This is a genomic window from uncultured Cyclobacterium sp. (assembly GCF_963977555.1).
Lineage (GTDB): Bacteria > Bacteroidota > Bacteroidia > Cytophagales > Cyclobacteriaceae > Cyclobacterium.
Genome location: NZ_CAXBPD010000001.1, coordinates 352,895 through 369,561 on the forward strand (window position 1 = coordinate 352,895; position 16,667 = coordinate 369,561).

At 39.5% G+C, this 16,667-nt stretch carries 15 protein-coding genes; 4 read left to right on the forward strand and 11 right to left on the reverse strand.

What is annotated here, in order from left to right; all coding sequences use genetic code 11:
- Positions 1-19 precede the first annotated feature (19 nt).
- The 9 genes from AAC073_RS01220 to AAC073_RS01260 all read right to left on the reverse strand — a co-directional run bounded on the left by AAC073_RS01220 (position 20) and on the right by AAC073_RS01260 (position 9,233).
- Positions 20-733, reverse strand: coding sequence for a sulfite exporter TauE/SafE family protein (locus tag AAC073_RS01220; protein ID WP_339922006.1), 714 nt, complete (start codon positions 731-733; stop codon positions 20-22).
- A complete protein-coding gene (locus tag AAC073_RS01225; RefSeq protein ID WP_339922007.1) occupies positions 734-1,159 on the reverse strand; it encodes a FixH family protein in 426 nt (141 codons plus the stop codon). It lies immediately after the preceding gene.
- Positions 1,160-1,179: 20 nt separating this feature from the next.
- Positions 1,180-2,595, reverse strand: a complete 1,416-nt coding sequence (ccoG, locus tag AAC073_RS01230; protein WP_339922008.1) for a cytochrome c oxidase accessory protein CcoG — start codon at positions 2,593-2,595, stop codon at positions 1,180-1,182.
- Between the two features lie 68 nt (positions 2,596-2,663).
- Positions 2,664-3,590 (reverse strand): cbb3-type cytochrome c oxidase N-terminal domain-containing protein, encoded by a 927-nt coding sequence (locus tag AAC073_RS01235; protein WP_339922009.1) that lies wholly within the window; start codon positions 3,588-3,590, stop codon positions 2,664-2,666.
- Positions 3,577-3,768: a cbb3-type cytochrome c oxidase subunit 3 gene (locus AAC073_RS01240; protein ID WP_339922010.1), complete on the reverse strand. Its 192-nt coding sequence runs from the start codon at positions 3,766-3,768 to the stop codon at positions 3,577-3,579. Before AAC073_RS01240 ends, AAC073_RS01235 begins: the two co-directional genes overlap by 14 nt.
- 11 nt (positions 3,769-3,779) lie before the next feature.
- Complete coding sequence (gene ccoN, locus AAC073_RS01245; protein ID WP_339922011.1) at positions 3,780-5,912, reverse strand: cytochrome-c oxidase, cbb3-type subunit I; 2,133 nt, start codon at positions 5,910-5,912, stop codon at positions 3,780-3,782.
- Position 5,913: 1 nt separating this feature from the next.
- Positions 5,914-6,096 carry a cbb3-type cytochrome oxidase assembly protein CcoS gene (gene ccoS / locus AAC073_RS01250; RefSeq protein WP_339922012.1) on the reverse strand — a complete coding sequence of 61 codons (183 nt, stop codon included), beginning with the start codon at positions 6,094-6,096 and terminating at the stop codon, positions 5,914-5,916.
- Positions 6,087-8,540, reverse strand: coding sequence for a heavy metal translocating P-type ATPase metal-binding domain-containing protein (locus tag AAC073_RS01255; protein ID WP_339922013.1), 2,454 nt, complete (start codon positions 8,538-8,540; stop codon positions 6,087-6,089). The genes ccoS and AAC073_RS01255 overlap by 10 nt, the downstream gene beginning before the upstream one ends.
- Positions 8,541-8,603: 63 nt before the next feature.
- Positions 8,604-9,233: a hypothetical protein gene (locus AAC073_RS01260; protein WP_339922014.1), complete on the reverse strand. Its 630-nt coding sequence runs from the start codon at positions 9,231-9,233 to the stop codon at positions 8,604-8,606.
- A gap of 401 nt (positions 9,234-9,634) precedes the next feature.
- Between AAC073_RS01260 and AAC073_RS01265 the strand changes: the two genes are divergently transcribed.
- From AAC073_RS01265 to AAC073_RS01280, 4 genes are all read left to right on the forward strand, one after another.
- Positions 9,635-12,787 (forward strand): TonB-dependent receptor, encoded by a 3,153-nt coding sequence (locus AAC073_RS01265; protein ID WP_339922015.1) that lies wholly within the window; start codon positions 9,635-9,637, stop codon positions 12,785-12,787.
- Between the two features lie 20 nt (positions 12,788-12,807).
- Entirely contained in the window at positions 12,808-14,634 is a 1,827-nt protein-coding gene (locus AAC073_RS01270; RefSeq protein WP_339922016.1) for a RagB/SusD family nutrient uptake outer membrane protein, read from the forward strand.
- A gap of 191 nt (positions 14,635-14,825) precedes the next feature.
- Positions 14,826-15,032 carry a hypothetical protein gene (locus tag AAC073_RS01275; RefSeq protein WP_339922017.1) on the forward strand — a complete coding sequence of 69 codons (207 nt, stop codon included), beginning with the start codon at positions 14,826-14,828 and terminating at the stop codon, positions 15,030-15,032.
- Between the two features lie 12 nt (positions 15,033-15,044).
- Positions 15,045-15,212, forward strand: coding sequence for a DUF5522 domain-containing protein (locus AAC073_RS01280; RefSeq protein ID WP_339922018.1), 168 nt, complete (start codon positions 15,045-15,047; stop codon positions 15,210-15,212).
- 10 nt (positions 15,213-15,222) lie between these two features.
- Here AAC073_RS01280 and AAC073_RS01285 read toward each other — a convergent pair whose 3' ends face one another.
- Positions 15,223-16,065 (reverse strand): DUF2236 domain-containing protein, encoded by an 843-nt coding sequence (locus tag AAC073_RS01285; RefSeq protein WP_339922019.1) that lies wholly within the window; start codon positions 16,063-16,065, stop codon positions 15,223-15,225.
- A gap of 126 nt (positions 16,066-16,191) precedes the next feature.
- Entirely contained in the window at positions 16,192-16,644 is a 453-nt protein-coding gene (locus tag AAC073_RS01290; protein WP_339922020.1) for a hypothetical protein, read from the reverse strand.
- Positions 16,645-16,667 lie beyond the last annotated feature (23 nt).

Sequence of the window (16,667 nt, forward strand, 5' to 3'; positions counted from 1 at the left end):
ATATTATGGGGTTAATAATTTATTCACAATGGGTAACGCCACTGTCTAAAAGTTCCACCGCATGGGCTGAAGGTAATCCAAGTGTAGGGCTTAGGTAAGGAATTCCCCAACCCATGCCTCTTAAAACAAATAAAACACCCATAAACATCACAAAATAGGGCATTGCCTTGTTCATTTTCATCCTAAAGTTCAATGAAAAAATATCTTTTGAAAACATAAGCAAGAGCATCACTGGAAAAGTGCCTAATCCAAAAACGAACATATAAGCCATGCCCATTACTGGACCTTGCAAGGCTAGAGAGGCGACTAAAGCCATGTATACCATGCCACAGGGCAAGAATCCATTTAGAATCCCTGACACAAAAAATGCTTTGCTACCACCTCTTTTAATCGATTTCCCAAGCTTGGACTTAATTTTTATCAAAGTAGTGGAAAAAGAGGAGCTTGCAATCCACTTTTCAGATTCCTTATAAAAATAAGCCAAACCAATTATTAATAATCCCAAAACAATGGAAAGCCACTGCTGTATACCCGCAAGTGAAAGCGAAAACCCCACCAAACCTACTAAGCCTCCCAACAATGAATAGGTCACTGCCCTCCCTGAGTTATAGAGTAATTTATTGAAAAGGTATTTGTTCCTGTCTTTTCCCGCTAGGGCAAGCGCTATCGGTCCACACATACCTATGCAATGAAAAGAACCCAGCATTCCCCAAATAAAGGCCGTCCAGATCATTTAGATATCAATTTTCTTCTCCTCAAAAAAAGCAATTCCATCTGCTTCCCAAGTCATTTTCACCTTCCAGTATCCAGGTTGCAAATCCTCAAGTGGCAATACATTAGCTGCGGCATCTTTTATTTCCACTTTAATCTTCCTATCCAATCTGGCATCCGAAGGCCTAAATAAATGCAATTCTCCACTGGCCCCTACAGGTAACTTGAACTGTAAAGTCTTGCTTTTCACATTAAACTCCATGACTTTACCTTCGGTGGCTTTGGTGTTCGTCACCCTATCAATATGTTCTTGGTATTTGATTTCTTCGGCATAATAATTCTCAGTAACCAAGTGAATATCATCTTGTTTGACACAGATTGTCACCAAAGTAGCCATTAGTCCAATAAAAACAACCAATAACAAGAAAATTCCATTTCCCCAATTCATATAGCTTTCATTTAATTGTGTTATTTACCAACAGGTCCCATAAAACTTGTGGAAATCCTATCAATTGTTTCCCCATTTTGCTGAAGCAACAGTTCGACATTTTGTTGCGGAATTTTCATGTCTTTCTGAGCTTTTACCAGAAAGAATCTTCCTTCAAATTTTGATTGACCATCAAGACGCCAGTCTGTATGCCCGACTTTCTCAATGGTGAAGGATGGGTCATCAGGAACTAAAGTCACTTCTTGTTCTTCGAAAGTCTTATTGATTAAAGTCACTTCATAAAGGTTACTTATTTGTGCATTTTCCCTGGCCTGGTAGGTCATTCCTCTAAACCTGGTTACCGTAGCCCCCAAATCCTCCCTGGTTGTTAACAAAGCCACAAAACCAATGATCAATAATAAAAGAATACTAGAATAGGCTTTTACCCTTCCCGTTATTAATTTTGAAGTACCTGTTATTATGCTGTTTTCAGAAGCATACCGAATTAATCCCTTTGGTCGATCTACTTTCTCCATTACATCATCACAGGCATCCATACAGGCAGTACAATTGACACACTCCATCTGCACGCCATTTCTGATGTCTATACCGGTAGGACAAACTTGTACACAAAGTGTACAATCTACACAATCTCCAGCTGGTTCTGCCTCCACCTTATTCTTTCTAATTGGCATTCTTGGCTCACCTCTCTTATAGTCATAGGACACATTAATAGACTGGTTATCAAGCAATACCCCTTGAAGGCGACCATAAGGACACACAACTATACAGGCTTGCTCTCTAAACCACGAAAATACAAATAGGAAAATTCCCGTGAAGGCTAAAAGTCCAAAAAACCCTGCCAAATTCTCCGAAGGGGAAGAGGTTACGATTTCCATGACCTTGTCAATACCGATAAGGTAAGCCATCACCGTATGGGATATGAGCAAAGAAATAAGAACAAAAAGAGACATTTTGATTGTCTTCTTTCTTATTTTCTCTCCATTCCAAGGCATGGCATCCAACTTTCGTTGTTGGTTGGCATCTCCTTCTATCCAGTACTCAATTTTTCGGAAAACCATTTCCATAAAAAGTGTTTGAGGACAAGCCCAACCACAGAAAACCCGACCAAATACCACCGTAAATAGAATGATAAATACAAAGAAAATCAAAAGTAAGAATATCAATAAATGCGTGTCTTGCGGCCAAAAAACAGCACCAAATATGATGAATTTCCGCTCAAAGATATTAAACAATAACCAAGGTCTGCCATCAACCTTGATAAATGGCCCTGCAAATAATATCCCCAGCAGTAACCAAGAAAAATAGGTTCTGTATTGATAGAATTTCCCTGAAACTTTTTTAGGAAAAACCCAATTTCTCCCTCCATCTTGGTTTACAGTCCCGAGTGCATCCCTGAATTTATCTGGGTTAAGATTTTCATTTTTGATAGCCATGTTTTTCTGAAGTTTTATGTGAAATGTAGGGTTTGGAAAAAAGTCCAAACCCGACAGATTTCTAAGCCTTACTCAGCAGGTACCACTCCTAGCTCTTCATCTCCCAATGCATCTATTGGTTCTTCGATGGCTGGTTCATATTTCTCACCTTGAGGGTCTTTTGGGTTGGCTGGTGAAGTGCCTTGTAAGGAAAGAATATAACTGGAAACTTGTTGCATTTCCTCAGGCCCAAGCTGATCTTGCCATGGTATCATTCCTTTTTCAATTACACCATACTTCACTACCTTGAATACACTTTTTATATCTCCTCCATGTATCCAGTACTCATCAGTAAGGTTTGGACCAACTCCTCCTCCTCCATCCATTGCATGGCAAGCAGCACAATTACCTGTAAATAGTTCTTTGCCAGCCGCTAATGCTGGTGTAGATGTATCTTCTTCTACATTTGTTTCATCTATGGATGTCAGCATCATCGCACCTCTAGCATCTTCTTCTATAGCTGCTTGTTCCAAAGCTGCTTCATATTCCTCTATTTGAGTCATTCCTATTCCGAGTACAGAATAATAGAGAAAATAAACGATGGCTGAAAAGATGGTCAGGTAAAAGACATATCTTAACCATGGTGGCATAAAATTGTCAAGTTCCACGATTCCATCATAGCTATGGTTTAGCTGAATATCTTTTTCTTCTTCTATAGGCTTAAATTTCCCTACTACATAGTTGGTCTTGAATGCCTCCCACCAAGAAGGCTCTTCTTCAAGTGAAGGATTCTCTTTTCTCAACACAGTCATTAAAAATGACAGCATATAGACCATCACTCCTATAATAATAACAATGACAAGTAAAACAACCACTATTATGGCAAGGAGTAGCATAGTATTGCTATCCAATTGCTGCATTTGTGTCAAGAAGCTAGTTTCCGCTTCCTGTGCAACACCAGGTACGGCCATCAACAAACACAGCAGGGCGACTCCAATCAGTTTAAACGTTTTCATTAGACTTATCTTTTTGAGGTTCATCATTGAATGGCATTTCTTTCATGTGGTCCACATAGGTTCTATCTACCTTTAGGACCCACCAAAACATTCCTATAAAGAAAATTACAAATATCAATAAGGAAATGATGGGGTAGATCTCAATGTTTTCCATTGAGCTTAATATATCTTTTTTCATCTCTTTTTATTTTATTCTTGGACAGGAGAAGGCTTTTTAATATCGGTCCCTATTCGTTGCAGATAAGCAATCAATGCTATAATTTCTGTATCAGGCAACACTTCTATACCAGATTCTTTGAGATTATTTGCGATCATTTGCGCCTGACTTTGAAGGTCTTCTATGGCTTTGACTTCATACCCTTCCGCATAAGGAACACCTAGTTTCTGCATGGTTCGGATTTTAGCTTCGATATTGCTGTGATCCATTATATTGGTAGTCATCCAAGGATAAGGCGGCATCAATGAGCCCGGAGACATGCTTCTTGGGTCTACCATGTGATGGTAATGCCAGCTATCCGGGTACTTGCCTCCTACTCGATGTAAATCAGGCCCTGTTCTTTTAGAACCCCACAAAAATGGTCTGTCATATACAAACTCTCCAGCTTTGGAGTATTCGCCATATCGTTCAGTTTCAAATCTGAAAGGTCGAATCATCTGAGAATGACAACCAACACAACCATTGGAAATGTAAAGGTCTCTACCTTGCAACTCTAGCGGTGTATAAGGTTGCACACTGCTAATGGTAGGCACATTGGATTTCACAAGGATGGTAGGAATAATCTCTACTACACCACCAATCAGGATGGCAATTGTTGCTAAAATGGTGAAGAACACTGGTTTTCTTTCCCATGCCCTGTGCCAGAACTCATTATTGTCTGGAACATGTTTTGTCAAGGCTGGTGCTTCATCCTCTTCTTCTTCCAAGAAAGCTCCAGCAGCTGCTGTTTTGACAAGGTTATAAACCATCAATATGGCCCCACTTAGATAAAGTAATCCACCAAATGCACGAAGCATGTACATAGGAACAATCTGAATAACAGTCTCCAAGAAGTTAGGATAAGCAAGACGTCCTGTATCTGCAAATTCTTTCCACATTAAACTCTGAGTAAGTGCTGCAACATACAATGGCAAGGCATAAAAAAGTATCCCTAAGGTACCTAACCAAAAGTGGGTATTGGCCATTTTGACAGAGTACAATTTTGTTCTCCACATTCTAGGCCATAACCAATACAGCATGGAGAAAGTAAGGAAACCATTCCAGCCCAATCCACCAATATGCACGTGAGCAACTATCCAGTCAGTATAGTGAGCGATGGCATTCACACTTTTAATAGATAGCAGCGGACCTTCAAAGGTGGCCATACCATAAGCCGTTACGGCAACTACCATAAACTTTAGTACAGGGTCTACCCTAACTTTGTCCCAGGCTCCTCTAAGTGTAAGCAATCCATTTACCATACCACCCCAACTTGGTGCAAGCAACATTATTGAGAAGGCTACGCCTAGTACCTGTGCCCACTCAGGCAGTGCAGTATATAACAAGTGATGTGGTCCAGCCCAGATATACAAAAATATAAGGGACCAGAAATGTACAATCGAAAGTTTGTAAGAGAATACAGGCCGATTGGCTGCTTTGGGCAAGAAATAATACATTAATCCTAGAAAAGGGGTAGTTAGGAAAAATGCAACTGCATTGTGACCATACCACCATTGCACTAAAGCATCTTGTACCCCTGCATATGCTGAGTAGCTTTTAAACAAAGACACCGGTAAGGCGAGAGAATTAAAAATGTGCAAAACGGCAACCGTTACAAATGAGGCAAGGTAAAACCAGATGGCTACATACATGTGTTTTTCACGACGTTTGATCAAGGTACCAATCATATTGGCTCCAAAGGCTACCCATATAATGGCAATAGCAATATCTATCGGCCATTCTAGCTCAGCATACTCCTTAGATGAAGTCAAACCCAGGGGAAGGGTAATAACCGCAGAAAGAATAATGGCCTGCCATCCCCAGAAATGCACCCAGCTAAGGGTTTTATTCCACATGGGTGCTTTTAGCAAGCGAGGCATAGAATAATAAACGCCGGCAAAGATGGCATTCCCTACGAAGGCAAATATTACTGCATTCGTATGAAGAGGCCTTATCCGACCAAAAGTCGTATAAGGATTGCCTAAATTGGCTTCGGGCAGAAATAGTTGGGTAGCTGCTAGCAGCCCTATAAGCATGCCAGCAAGTCCCCAAATCATGGTGGCCGCGCCGAAGAATTTTACGATCTTGTTATCGTAACTAAACTTTTCAAGTGTCGTTCCTGACATATCACTTCTCTTTTTTAGGTGGTTTTTTGTTCGCTTTATTTTTCGTTTTTTGATCAAATAATATCCTGATGGCAGGTGTGTGTTGGTCATCAAACTGTCCACTCTTCATCGCCTTAAAAAAAAGCCATAAAAACCCTCCAGCCATCAACAAACTCACCCCGATCAAAATAAAAATTACTTCCATTTCATTAGGTGTTTATCGTTTAACCCTATTCTATATGCGCGATAATTAGTGGCAATAGTCGTAAATAACACTACTGATATGCTACTGGCTGGCATTAGAACTGCACTCAATACCGGACTTACCAATCCTTGAACTGCAAAAAATACTCCTAGCGCATTGTAAGTAAAGCTCAAACCAAAACTGGCTTTTATTATTCTTCTCCCTGTCTTAGCAAAACCCAGGTACTGTGGTAACAATTTGAGCTTCTCTCCATCCAGAATAGCATCACTTGCAGGACTGAAGTGGGAAATATTATCTGTAACTGCAATCCCAACTTCTCCGGCCTTAAGTGCTCCAGCATCATTTAACCCATCTCCAACCATCAAAACATGTTTGCCCTGAGCCTCCATGTTACGGATATGATTTAGTTTATTTTTTGGAGACTGCTGAAAATGCATTGCTACCTTATTCCCCAATGCTTCTTTTAAGTACGCCTCTTCATGATTATGATCACCTGAGAGCAAATGGACCTCATAAGAATTGGCTAAATCCGGAACCATATTCTCTATGCCTTCCCGAACACCACTGGCTATACTGAAAACGCCCCAGTGCATACCGTCAATAACAAGATACACCTCATTTCCATTATGCTTTGCTTTATTCTCATCCCCTATACCTAAAAAGAGTGCAGAGCCTATACTTATGGTCTTTGATTGGTAACTAGCTGTTAAACCTTTTCCCGGAATTTCCTCCACCTTGCTTAATACGACCGGCTTTACATCACCTAGCCATTGATTGATTCTATTGCTCAATGGATGTACAGAATAATTAACCAATGCTTTTATCATTCGCTTGGATTCATCTGTTAGATTTTCTCCCTGATAGGTAACAGTTGCTTTGGATGGGGCAGTTAGTGTTCCTGTCTTGTCAAAAACAAGTGTATCAACACCCGCCAGTTTCTCTATCACCTGGGTATTTTTCAAATAAAAGCCCCCTTTCCCGAATATCCGCATCACATTTCCCAGAGTAAATGGAGTAGACATGGACAAAGCACATGGGCAGGTTATAATCAATACAGAGGTAAATGCTTTGACTCCTATTGAAATATCACTAAAACTCCAATATATCAAGGCCCCAAAAGCTATCAAAAGAACGGTGAAAGTAAATTTTCCACTTATTTTGTTTGACAATGAAGCCAGAGAATCTTCCTGATCGGCTTTGGCAAAGGTTTCATGATTCCAGAGGTCCGTAAGGTAACCTTGAGAGGGAGATTTCTGAACAGCTAATGTGATGGCTGCCCCTTTTTGTCTTCCACCTGCATATACCAACTCCCCTTTTTTAACGGGTACAGGTATTTCCTCTCCAGTCACAAAACTATAATCAATAGAAGCTTCAGTGGCCAAAAGCAGACTATCTGCGGGGACCAATTCTTCATTTCTCACTTTAATAATATCTCCTACGTTGAGCTTAGTTAAAGGTATTACCTGCTCAAGGTCCTTAACCATTTTCGTTATGGCAATAGGAAAGTAAGCTTTATAATCTCTGTCGAAAGACAAGGTGTCAAACGTCTTCTGCTGGTAATACTTTCCTATTAGAAGGAAAAATAATAAGCCTCCTAATGTATCTAGATAGCCTTCCTGCCCAGAAACAAAAATTTCAAACAGGCTATAGCTAAATAAACTAATAATCCCCAGCGCTATGGGCACGTCCATGTTTACAGAACGATTTTTTAGCGCTATCCATGCAGAACGAAAATAGTCCGTAGCAGCATAAAAAACCACCGGCAAAGCCAAAAGGATATTCAGGTAATTGAAAAGACTATTAAAGCCATTACCTAGCAATTCCTCCTCTGAAAAATATTCAGGAAGACTGAAAAACATCATGTTACCAAAGCAGAATCCTGCCACTGCTAGTTGGTAGATAAGTCTTTTGTCGTTCTGAGGCCTTTTTTTCTCCCCTAAATGCGAAAGATCGATTCTTGGCTCATAACCAATGTGGGCCAACAAACTTACTACTGATTTAAGACTGGTTTCTTTCAGTTGAAACTTTATTTGTACCTTCTTTTTAATAAAATCTACCCGAGAGGATAATACTCCTGGATTAAGAACATACAGATTTTCCAGTAACCAAATACAGGATGCACAGTGGATCATGGGAATGAAAAAAGTCACATGTGCCTGCTCTTCATCCTTGAAATCAATCAACTTGCTTATTACCTCTTCATCATCTAAATAATCGAACCGATTTTCCCTTAATAGATTCTTTTTCTGGTTGGTCCCAGGTGTGGCTTCAATGTCATAGTAATCACATAGATTATTTTCATTCAACATCTCATAAACAGTCAGGCAACCTGTGCAACAAAAATTCCTTTCGTCACGCATAAGCAACTCATCATCACAGCTTTCACCGCAGTGATAACAGCCAGTAATTTTGGTTTTTTCTATTTTGCTTGGCATCCCTTCCATTTTAGGACAAGTTAATCCTTTAATATAAAAAAAAACATGACGAAAATCATTAAAAACAATAATTTATAAAGCCAGGTAAAACGATAATTTATCATACCAGAGCCCACCCTTATAAAAATGAAACAGCACCTTGGCCAAATCTGCCTGGTTATTTTTAGTGGTTACTAGTACTGTTACCTGCTGTTTAACAGCATAGGACCAGAAATCTCCAATTCTATTAAAATTAAACTTTATAAAGGAGGTTTCAGAAGTACAATTCGTGACTTCCTGTATGATTTCTTGCTCTTCTTTTAATTTTGATTTAGGGATAAATGCAGGTGATATAATGGTGGCTTTGCTGTTTTTAAGGTTGTCTGAAAATAAGTGCAAGAAATTTTTAATGATTTGGGCTGATGCAGGGCTACCATCGTAATGAAAAAGAAGGCGATCAAAAGAAAGCCCATTGTCATAAAGTAACACTGGTATTTCGCAGGGATCTTTTTCCAAAGGATTAGGATGATCCAATCTGTGAAGCCAATCTAGAATACTAGGCAAATTTGCCGTATAAAGTACGGGCTGTGTCGCTAAATGAAATTGTTTCTTATCTACCTTCCCATCGACTCTTTGACCAAAACCCAATGGTATTGGAATTTCATGATGTGGGGTGATTAATTCACTCGGAAAAGCAAATTGTGTATCCAGCTTGGTTTGCATATGCCTTTTATTTTCAACAAAGCTACGTTGGTGAAGCCACAGTCGAATTGATAATAAGAAGGTGGATATATGATTAAAGTCATGTTTTTAAAGACAGAATATTCAAAAATAGTAGTAAGTATTTAAAAAGGATCAAGGGAACCCTAAAATTGAAATATGATTATTCAAAGAAACTTAATATTTTTTTTGCAATAATTAACAATTTAATATGTTATGTCATTTTTAAAATATTATATTGCTTAGACAAAATATAACACACTTAATAAATAGGTGTTGCACCAAACCACCTTCTTTTTCTCGGCATTTAGCTCTTGAATCTTAACAATCTTTTTTTAAATACCATTGTAAGCCCAAAAACCTGGGTCAGTTACCCTTTAATTATTCTTAACCCAATTAATGAAATGAAAAAAAAAATCCACTTAAAATTTCACAGAATACCTCTGTATTGTATGCTAACTTTAGTGTTACAGTTCGTATTCTCTCCCCCAGCACTTGCTGTTGCGGAGCAACCTTTAGGTACAGTGAAGGCTGTAGAAGATGTAACCATTAATGGTAAGGTTACCGACGATGTTGGAGAGCCTATTCCAGGGGTAACCGTTTCCATTCCTGGCACCAACATTGGTACGGCAACAGACCTTGATGGCAATTATTCCCTTACCATTCCTGAGCAATCAACCTTGGTCTTTTCCTTTATAGGTTTTAATTCAAAATCCATAAAAGTTGGTGATCAAAGTATCATTGATGTGGTGCTGTCTGAAAACATTTCTTCTTTAGATGAAGTGGTGGTAGTCGGGTACGGTACTCAGAAAAGAGTGAATGTAATCGGATCAGTTACCACTGTAAGTGCTGATGAAATTTCAGCAGCTCCTGTTGGCTCGGTTTCCAACGCATTGGCTGGAAGGCTTCCTGGTGCTGTATTTATGCAGAGTAGTGGTGAACCTGGAAAAGATCAGGCAAGCATTAGAATCAGGGGAAATGCTACATTAGGCAACAATTCACCTTTAGTAGTTATAGATGGCATCATAGGTAGAGATTTGAATTCCCTACACCCCAATGATATCGAAAGTATAACCGTACTAAAAGATGCCTCTGCTGGCATTTATGGGGCAAGAGCTGCAAATGGCGTAATTCTCGTAACTACGAAAAGAGGGCAGAAAGACAGTCCTACAAGGATAACTTATGGTTTTTATAAAGGCTGGTTATCTCCAACCAAGTTACCGGAAATGGCAGATGCAGCAACTTATGCTACCATGATCAGAGAAAACCAGTCTTATCGTGGAGTGGATGAATCCAACATGCTTTTCTCTTTGGAAGATGTAGAGAAATACAGGTCAGGAGATTATCCATGGACACACCCCAACACCGATTGGAATGAGGAGGCGTTGCGAGACTTCAGTAGCACCAATCACCACAACTTATCAGTATCTGGTGGAGGGGAGAAAGTAAGTTATTTCACTTCATTTGGTACCCAGGCAGATGATGGTATTTACACCAATTCCAACACTTCTTATAAAAGATACAATTTAAGGGCAAATGTAGATTTCAAAATCAATGAATACTTGGATTTAGGTGTTGACATCTCAGGAATTCAGGAAAATAGAATGTATTCTGGAATGTCCACTTCTAGTATGTTTCAGACTATTCGAAGAATGTATCCAACCAATCATGCCGTATATCCTAATGGATTGCCAGGACCTGATATCGAGTTTGGTTACCAACCAATGGTAATGGCTTCTGATCAAACTGGTTTTGATGATGACAAACGATTCAGAAGCAATAATATCTTCTCTGCCAATCTTCGAATCCCTTGGGTAGAAGGATTGTCGGCTTCCAGTTATTTTGCGTATGACCTGTATTTTCAAAAAAGAAAGTTATTCCAAAAACCTTTTACCTTATATAGCTTCAATGAAGAAGCTTATTTAGCTGATGGCAATACTGGCGTTGAAGATGGATCCGCCTATATCATTGGCAGTCAGAAAGGTCCTCCGGAACCTAGGCTAACGGATTATTCCAACTATTCTAATACTAGTACATTCAATTTTAAAATTGATTACACTAAAACCTTAAATGAGGTGCATAATATTGATGCATTTATGGCTTATGAGCAAAACGAAGGGTTTCAGGAAAACTTCAATGCTTACCGACGGTTTTTTGTATCTGATCAACTCCCCTACCTATTTGCTGGTGGCGATGCAGAAAAGGACAATTCAGGATCAGTAAGTTTTGGTGCAAGACAAAATTACTTTGGTAGAATCAGTTATAACTTCAAAGAAATTTACTTGTTCCAATTTAGCTTTAGAAGAGATGGATCAGTTAATTTCTCTAAAGAAGCAGGCCGTTGGGGTAATTTCCCTTCTGTACTTGCAGGATGGCGTCCCTCTGAATATGATTGGTGGAAAAACAACCTGGGTTTAATTGACCAATTTAAATTAAAGGCGACCTGGGGACAAATGGGTAATGATTTGGTTTCTCCTTTTCAGTATTTGGCTAGCTATGGTTTTGTACAAGGACTCGCTTTGGGAGCCGACAAATCTTACCTTCCTGGTCTGAGACAACAAGGGATACCTAACCCAAATATAACCTGGGAAAAAGCAAGTATTTTCAATCTAGGTTGGGAATCACTTCTATTTGATACCAAGTTAGGCTTTGATGCGGATTTCTTTTACGAAAGAAGAAGTGATATTTTGGTGCAGAGAGATGTATCCATACCTCGTTTCGTTGGTCTGTCTTTACCAGATGAAAATTTTGGTGTAGTGGACAATTATGGCCTTGAAGTGATCATGAGCTATGATGATCAGAAAGGAGACATCGGTTATGGTATTTCAGGTAATTTTGCTTTCGCCCGAAATAGAATCATTGAATCAGATGAACCAGAACGTCCAGTACCATGGCAAGTAAGAACAGGACATCCACAGGGAGCTTTATTGCTATACAATTCCATCGGCATCTTTAGAGATGAGGAACAAGTGAACTCTATGCCACATATAGCTGGTGCAAGACCTGGAGACATTATCATTGAAGATTTTGATAACGATGGTGAAATCACCACAGATGACCGTCAGTTATTTCCATTGACAACAACTCCTGAGCTTACTTTTGGCTTAAACCTTAATTTTTCTTACAAAAATTGGGAGGTAACTGCGCTAGTTCAGGGACATGGCAATGCTATTCGTGGTATTTACGATGATTTACGTTCAGGAACTGCTGGCAATTACTTTCAATATGACGCTGAGGACAGATGGACGCCGGAGAATATTGATGCCACAAAACCACGTGCCTACCAGTGGCTGGAAGAATACTGGAGGAGTAACCATGTTACAGATTATAACTATGCCAATGTATCTTATGCCAGGCTAAGGAATTTACAAATTAATTATAGGGTACCTAATAATGTACTTGATTTTGTAGGTATCGAGTCCGCCAAAGTTTATGCATCAGGCCAAAACCTCTGGTTGATTTATTCGGGAAATGATATCATGGACCCAGAAGTTAGTGGTATGGGAGCTTACCCCATTATGCGCGTTGTTTCAGTTGGTGCTCAAATCTCCTTTTAATTGATTAAAAACATTACGTTATGAAAACATATATAAGTAAACTGACAATTGTAGTTGCTTTGTTGCTTGGAAGCTTCTCTTGCAACGATGATTTACTGGATAGGTCTCCCCTAGACAGCTATTCTGACCCTGTAGTTTGGTCGGATATTAAATTAGTGAGGTACTACCTTAACGATCTTTATAACAGCGTGGAATATGGGTGGAACCAGAGGAGCCATGGCTACCAGACAGGACTATTTGTAGGAGAAACCACAATGACAAAAGGAGCTGAGTTAACTGATTACGGTAGAGGTACGATCAGCGCTGGAAATCCAGGCATTGACAGGGGACATTTGACCTGGCAACATTATGCCAATATCCACAAGCTAAATTTGTTTCTTACCCAGATTGATGCTTTATCAGATGCTTATCCTGATTCAGAAAAACAAAGAATCCAATCAGAAGCAAATGTCTTAAAAGGAGAAGCAATTTTTCTTCGAGCTGTATTCTACAGTGATATTTGCAGGTCATATGGAGGGGTTCCCTTGTTGGACACTCCAGCACAATTGGGGGAAGACTTTTCTGGATACTTACGGAGCACTTTTGAAGAAACCATTGACTTTATCGTTAAGGATCTAGATGCTGCAGCCGATTTATTGTTGCTTAAAAGCGAAATGGAAATGGGCCGTGCGACCAAAGAAACTGCTATGGCGCTTAAATCCCGTATGTTGCTATTTGCAGCCAGTGATTTAACGGCAGATGGGACCGCCGTTAATAAATATGTAGGTTATGAGAATCCTAACAGACAAGAACTGTGGACTGCTGCTAGAGATGCTGCAAAAGACTTAATGGACCTGGGTACTGTTGCCTTGGAGGATTTTGGCGCACCTGATCAGGAGGCTGCCGCTTATGGCTATTTTTCTTTGTTTAAAGCCAGGGATTTATCCAGCCCTGAAGTGATTTGGGGAAAAATGCACAGAGCTGATGACGGCCCTAGGATTAATACCAATTTAAGAAATGGCCTTAACGGTTTATCTTGCCATGGAAACAACGCTCCTTACGGGAACTTTGTAGACAGTTACCAAATGGCTGATGGTACAGCTTTCTTTGACCATTTTAACTTTAATGCCAATGATGAATACATCAATGTATCATCAGATTTCACAAATGAAAGTCCATATAAAAGTAGAGAACCTAGATTTTACGGTAGTATCTTATACGACAGTGCTGTTTTCCAACCTAGATTCGATGATTTGGCACAAATAGACCCAACGGGAATCTATGAAAGAAGGACAAGAACAGTAATCGAAAACGGTGTTGTTGTTAGCGAGCGTTTCGGATTGGATACCAGACAAGGCCCCCTTTCTCCTTCCAATGGCAATTACACCGGCTATGTGATGAAAAAATTCATGGACGATGAGATTATTGGTAGAGACATGGCCAATGAAAACATCTTTGTTTGGATTCGATATGCAGAAATTCTATTGAATTACGCTGAAGCATCTCTGGAATTGGGAGATACCGAAACGGCCACAACTTATATCAATATGATCAGAAATCGGGTTGCTTTACCAGATTTTACGGGAGATATCATGGAAGCCTTGAGGTATGAACGAAAGGTAGAATTCTTTTCAGAAAATGTAGGATGGTTTGACACCAGAAGGTGGAAATTATTGGAAGAAAATTTCGCTCCTGACCTTTATGGCGTTGACATCAAAGAGGTTACCGAAGATGGTGTTACAACTACAACATGGAGAAAAATATCAGCTGCTCCTAAAAGAAACTTTTCAGAAAAACTATACTGGGTTCCAATTGAGCAAGACGAATTGAACAGGGCCCCACAACTGGTTCAAAATCCAGGTTACTAAAGGCAATACAATCATGGAAATTCTTTAACTATTTTTGTAAAAGATTAAATACAAGCGGTGTGCATACAATGGATTCAGTAAGACGCTGAACCTGGTAGGCACACCTTTTTTGTATTAACAGCGGAAAAAAGAGTCAAAACAAATCGCTAATTTTTACGTAATTTTGACTTTCTTTCCCGTATAAAATTGAATTGATTTCTAAAGCTACCGAAGATGCAAAACTAAGGGCGGAGATGATCGCTAAAAATTCTGGTGCCAAGTTAGGTAATTTGAGGGCAGCCAATATGGGGATATTTCAAATTACTGGGCAAAATTCTGGAGAAGATTACTCTTGGGGTGGGACATTCAATACCTCAGCCAAAACAAAAACTGCTTCGATAACTATGAAGCTGGATTAAAGCATCAAATAAATGCCAAAAGAAAACAAGCTTCCTCCACCCCACCTTCTCAAGGAAGGGATGCATTATTATTTTGAAGGTGGCTTCATGGTCTTCACCAAAGATTATCATTTACTACGTGGAAAATGTTGTGGCAGTGGATGCAGGCATTGCCCCTACCCAACAATGGGTCCGAAGTAGAAATGACTGATTATCTAAAAGTCCCTAATTCCTCAACTTTATATCCTTTTGGATAGGTTTTCCGTTTGCGAAGTGTCCCTAAAATTGGCTTTTTCCTTTCAGGCAGCCAGCGCAGCAACCTGCCACGAAGCAGCATAGACTGCTTAATGGTTTTTATCAACCAATCAGGAGGCTTTGTGTATCCCATTGCATCCCTCAGAGGTGCATCCATCAGGCACAATGCTATCGGCTTCCCGAGAAAGAATAACCATGAAGGCAAATAGAAACCGAGCAGAAGATCCAGCGTTTTATTGCCGACCAATGCATTGGAGTCCTGAAATTCAAAATGCTGTTGTTCATATGCCAAGTTAAAAGCCTCAAATTCAGCTAGGGTTTGTGGAATACCAGTGATATGCATCCGCTCTCCCAATTTTTGGTAGTTGTAAAGAATGGCTTCTTTTTCTACAGTGGAAAAAGGCCTCCATCCCCATTGATCCATCCAGCGAATTGGCTCAAAAATAAAGGTAGAAAGTACATAGAGGTAGTCTCGATTGGCTATTTTATACCTGCCATGCATATTATTTATCCGATCTACAGCAACCGTTCCTTGTTTACTGTCTATTCCATTTTCTAGGATCTCATACAATAACAATTCCGTATCGTCGTACCGCTTTCGCGTATGCTTTATAAACTCTCCGGTCGCTGCCAATAATCGAGAAACAGATGGCACGGCAAAAGTTCTGAACAAGGCAAATTCAAGTGCCTTCTCCATGTCCCAAGGAAAACAATGAAAAGTGAGGAGATAACAAATTTTTTCACAATCCTCAGCAGGATCTAGCTCCTCGATTTGGTGTGTAAAAGGTTTAATAGCCATCAGTTCTAAATGTACAATTAAGGTCCGACTTCTGAAAAGAAACTTCTTTAAATCATTTACACACCACAATAAAGAAGTAAAGGTGGCCTCATATCCACCCTTACTCCTATTCCCTATTCATTAACCCTACCTAGAAAAAAACAAGCGGGTAATGTAAATACCCTTTCCATCATCTGCTCCTGCATTACTTTCCACTCCACTTGCAACATAAGTTAGTTTCCAGCCCTTAGCCAGCATGGCGTTGATTTTTGAAGCGATGACTGCATCATTTGAAGCAATGTTCTGAAAGTTGATACCGGTAAGGCTGAAAAAATTGAGTAATTTCGTTTCTTCCAACTCATCTACCTTAATATCAGACCTTTTGATTTCTTTTTGATCACTTTTTTTACCATCTGTTCTATCAGTGGTAAATTCTTCATAATTATTTTCGGTCTGACTGTCAATGATACGTGACCTACCAACTCCCATTGGCACAATAGATTCTACCACAGTCACAATTTTAAACTCTTGTTGAGCTTTTGCTTCCATATATACAAACCCTATCAATAGCAATAGGGTGAACATGCCCTTTCTGATCATCTTTGAAATAATTTTAATTGTTG

What these genes read in the sequence shown, in the direction of transcription:
- AAC073_RS01220 (WP_339922006.1), bottom strand. Translation starts at nt 733, where the DNA reads ATGATCTGGACGGCCTTTATTTGGGGAATGCTGGGTTCTTTTCATTGC.
- AAC073_RS01225 (WP_339922007.1), bottom strand. Translation starts at nt 1,159, where the DNA reads ATGAATTGGGGAAATGGAATTTTCTTGTTATTGGTTGTTTTTATTGGA.
- ccoG (WP_339922008.1), bottom strand. Translation starts at nt 2,595, where the DNA reads ATGGCTATCAAAAATGAAAATCTTAACCCAGATAAATTCAGGGATGCA.
- AAC073_RS01235 (WP_339922009.1), bottom strand. Translation starts at nt 3,590, where the DNA reads ATGAAAACGTTTAAACTGATTGGAGTCGCCCTGCTGTGTTTGTTGATG.
- AAC073_RS01240 (WP_339922010.1), bottom strand. Translation starts at nt 3,768, where the DNA reads ATGAAAAAAGATATATTAAGCTCAATGGAAAACATTGAGATCTACCCC.
- ccoN (WP_339922011.1), bottom strand. Translation starts at nt 5,912, where the DNA reads ATGTCAGGAACGACACTTGAAAAGTTTAGTTACGATAACAAGATCGTA.
- ccoS (WP_339922012.1), bottom strand. Translation starts at nt 6,096, where the DNA reads ATGGAAGTAATTTTTATTTTGATCGGGGTGAGTTTGTTGATGGCTGGA.
- AAC073_RS01255 (WP_339922013.1), bottom strand. Translation starts at nt 8,540, where the DNA reads ATGGAAGGGATGCCAAGCAAAATAGAAAAAACCAAAATTACTGGCTGT.
- AAC073_RS01260 (WP_339922014.1), bottom strand. Translation starts at nt 9,233, where the DNA reads ATGCAAACCAAGCTGGATACACAATTTGCTTTTCCGAGTGAATTAATC.
- AAC073_RS01265 (WP_339922015.1), top strand. Translation starts at nt 9,635, where the DNA reads ATGAAAAAAAAAATCCACTTAAAATTTCACAGAATACCTCTGTATTGT.
- AAC073_RS01270 (WP_339922016.1), top strand. Translation starts at nt 12,808, where the DNA reads ATGAAAACATATATAAGTAAACTGACAATTGTAGTTGCTTTGTTGCTT.
- AAC073_RS01280 (WP_339922018.1), top strand. Translation starts at nt 15,045, where the DNA reads ATGCCAAAAGAAAACAAGCTTCCTCCACCCCACCTTCTCAAGGAAGGG.
- AAC073_RS01285 (WP_339922019.1), bottom strand. Translation starts at nt 16,065, where the DNA reads ATGGCTATTAAACCTTTTACACACCAAATCGAGGAGCTAGATCCTGCT.
- AAC073_RS01290 (WP_339922020.1), bottom strand. Translation starts at nt 16,644, where the DNA reads ATGATCAGAAAGGGCATGTTCACCCTATTGCTATTGATAGGGTTTGTA.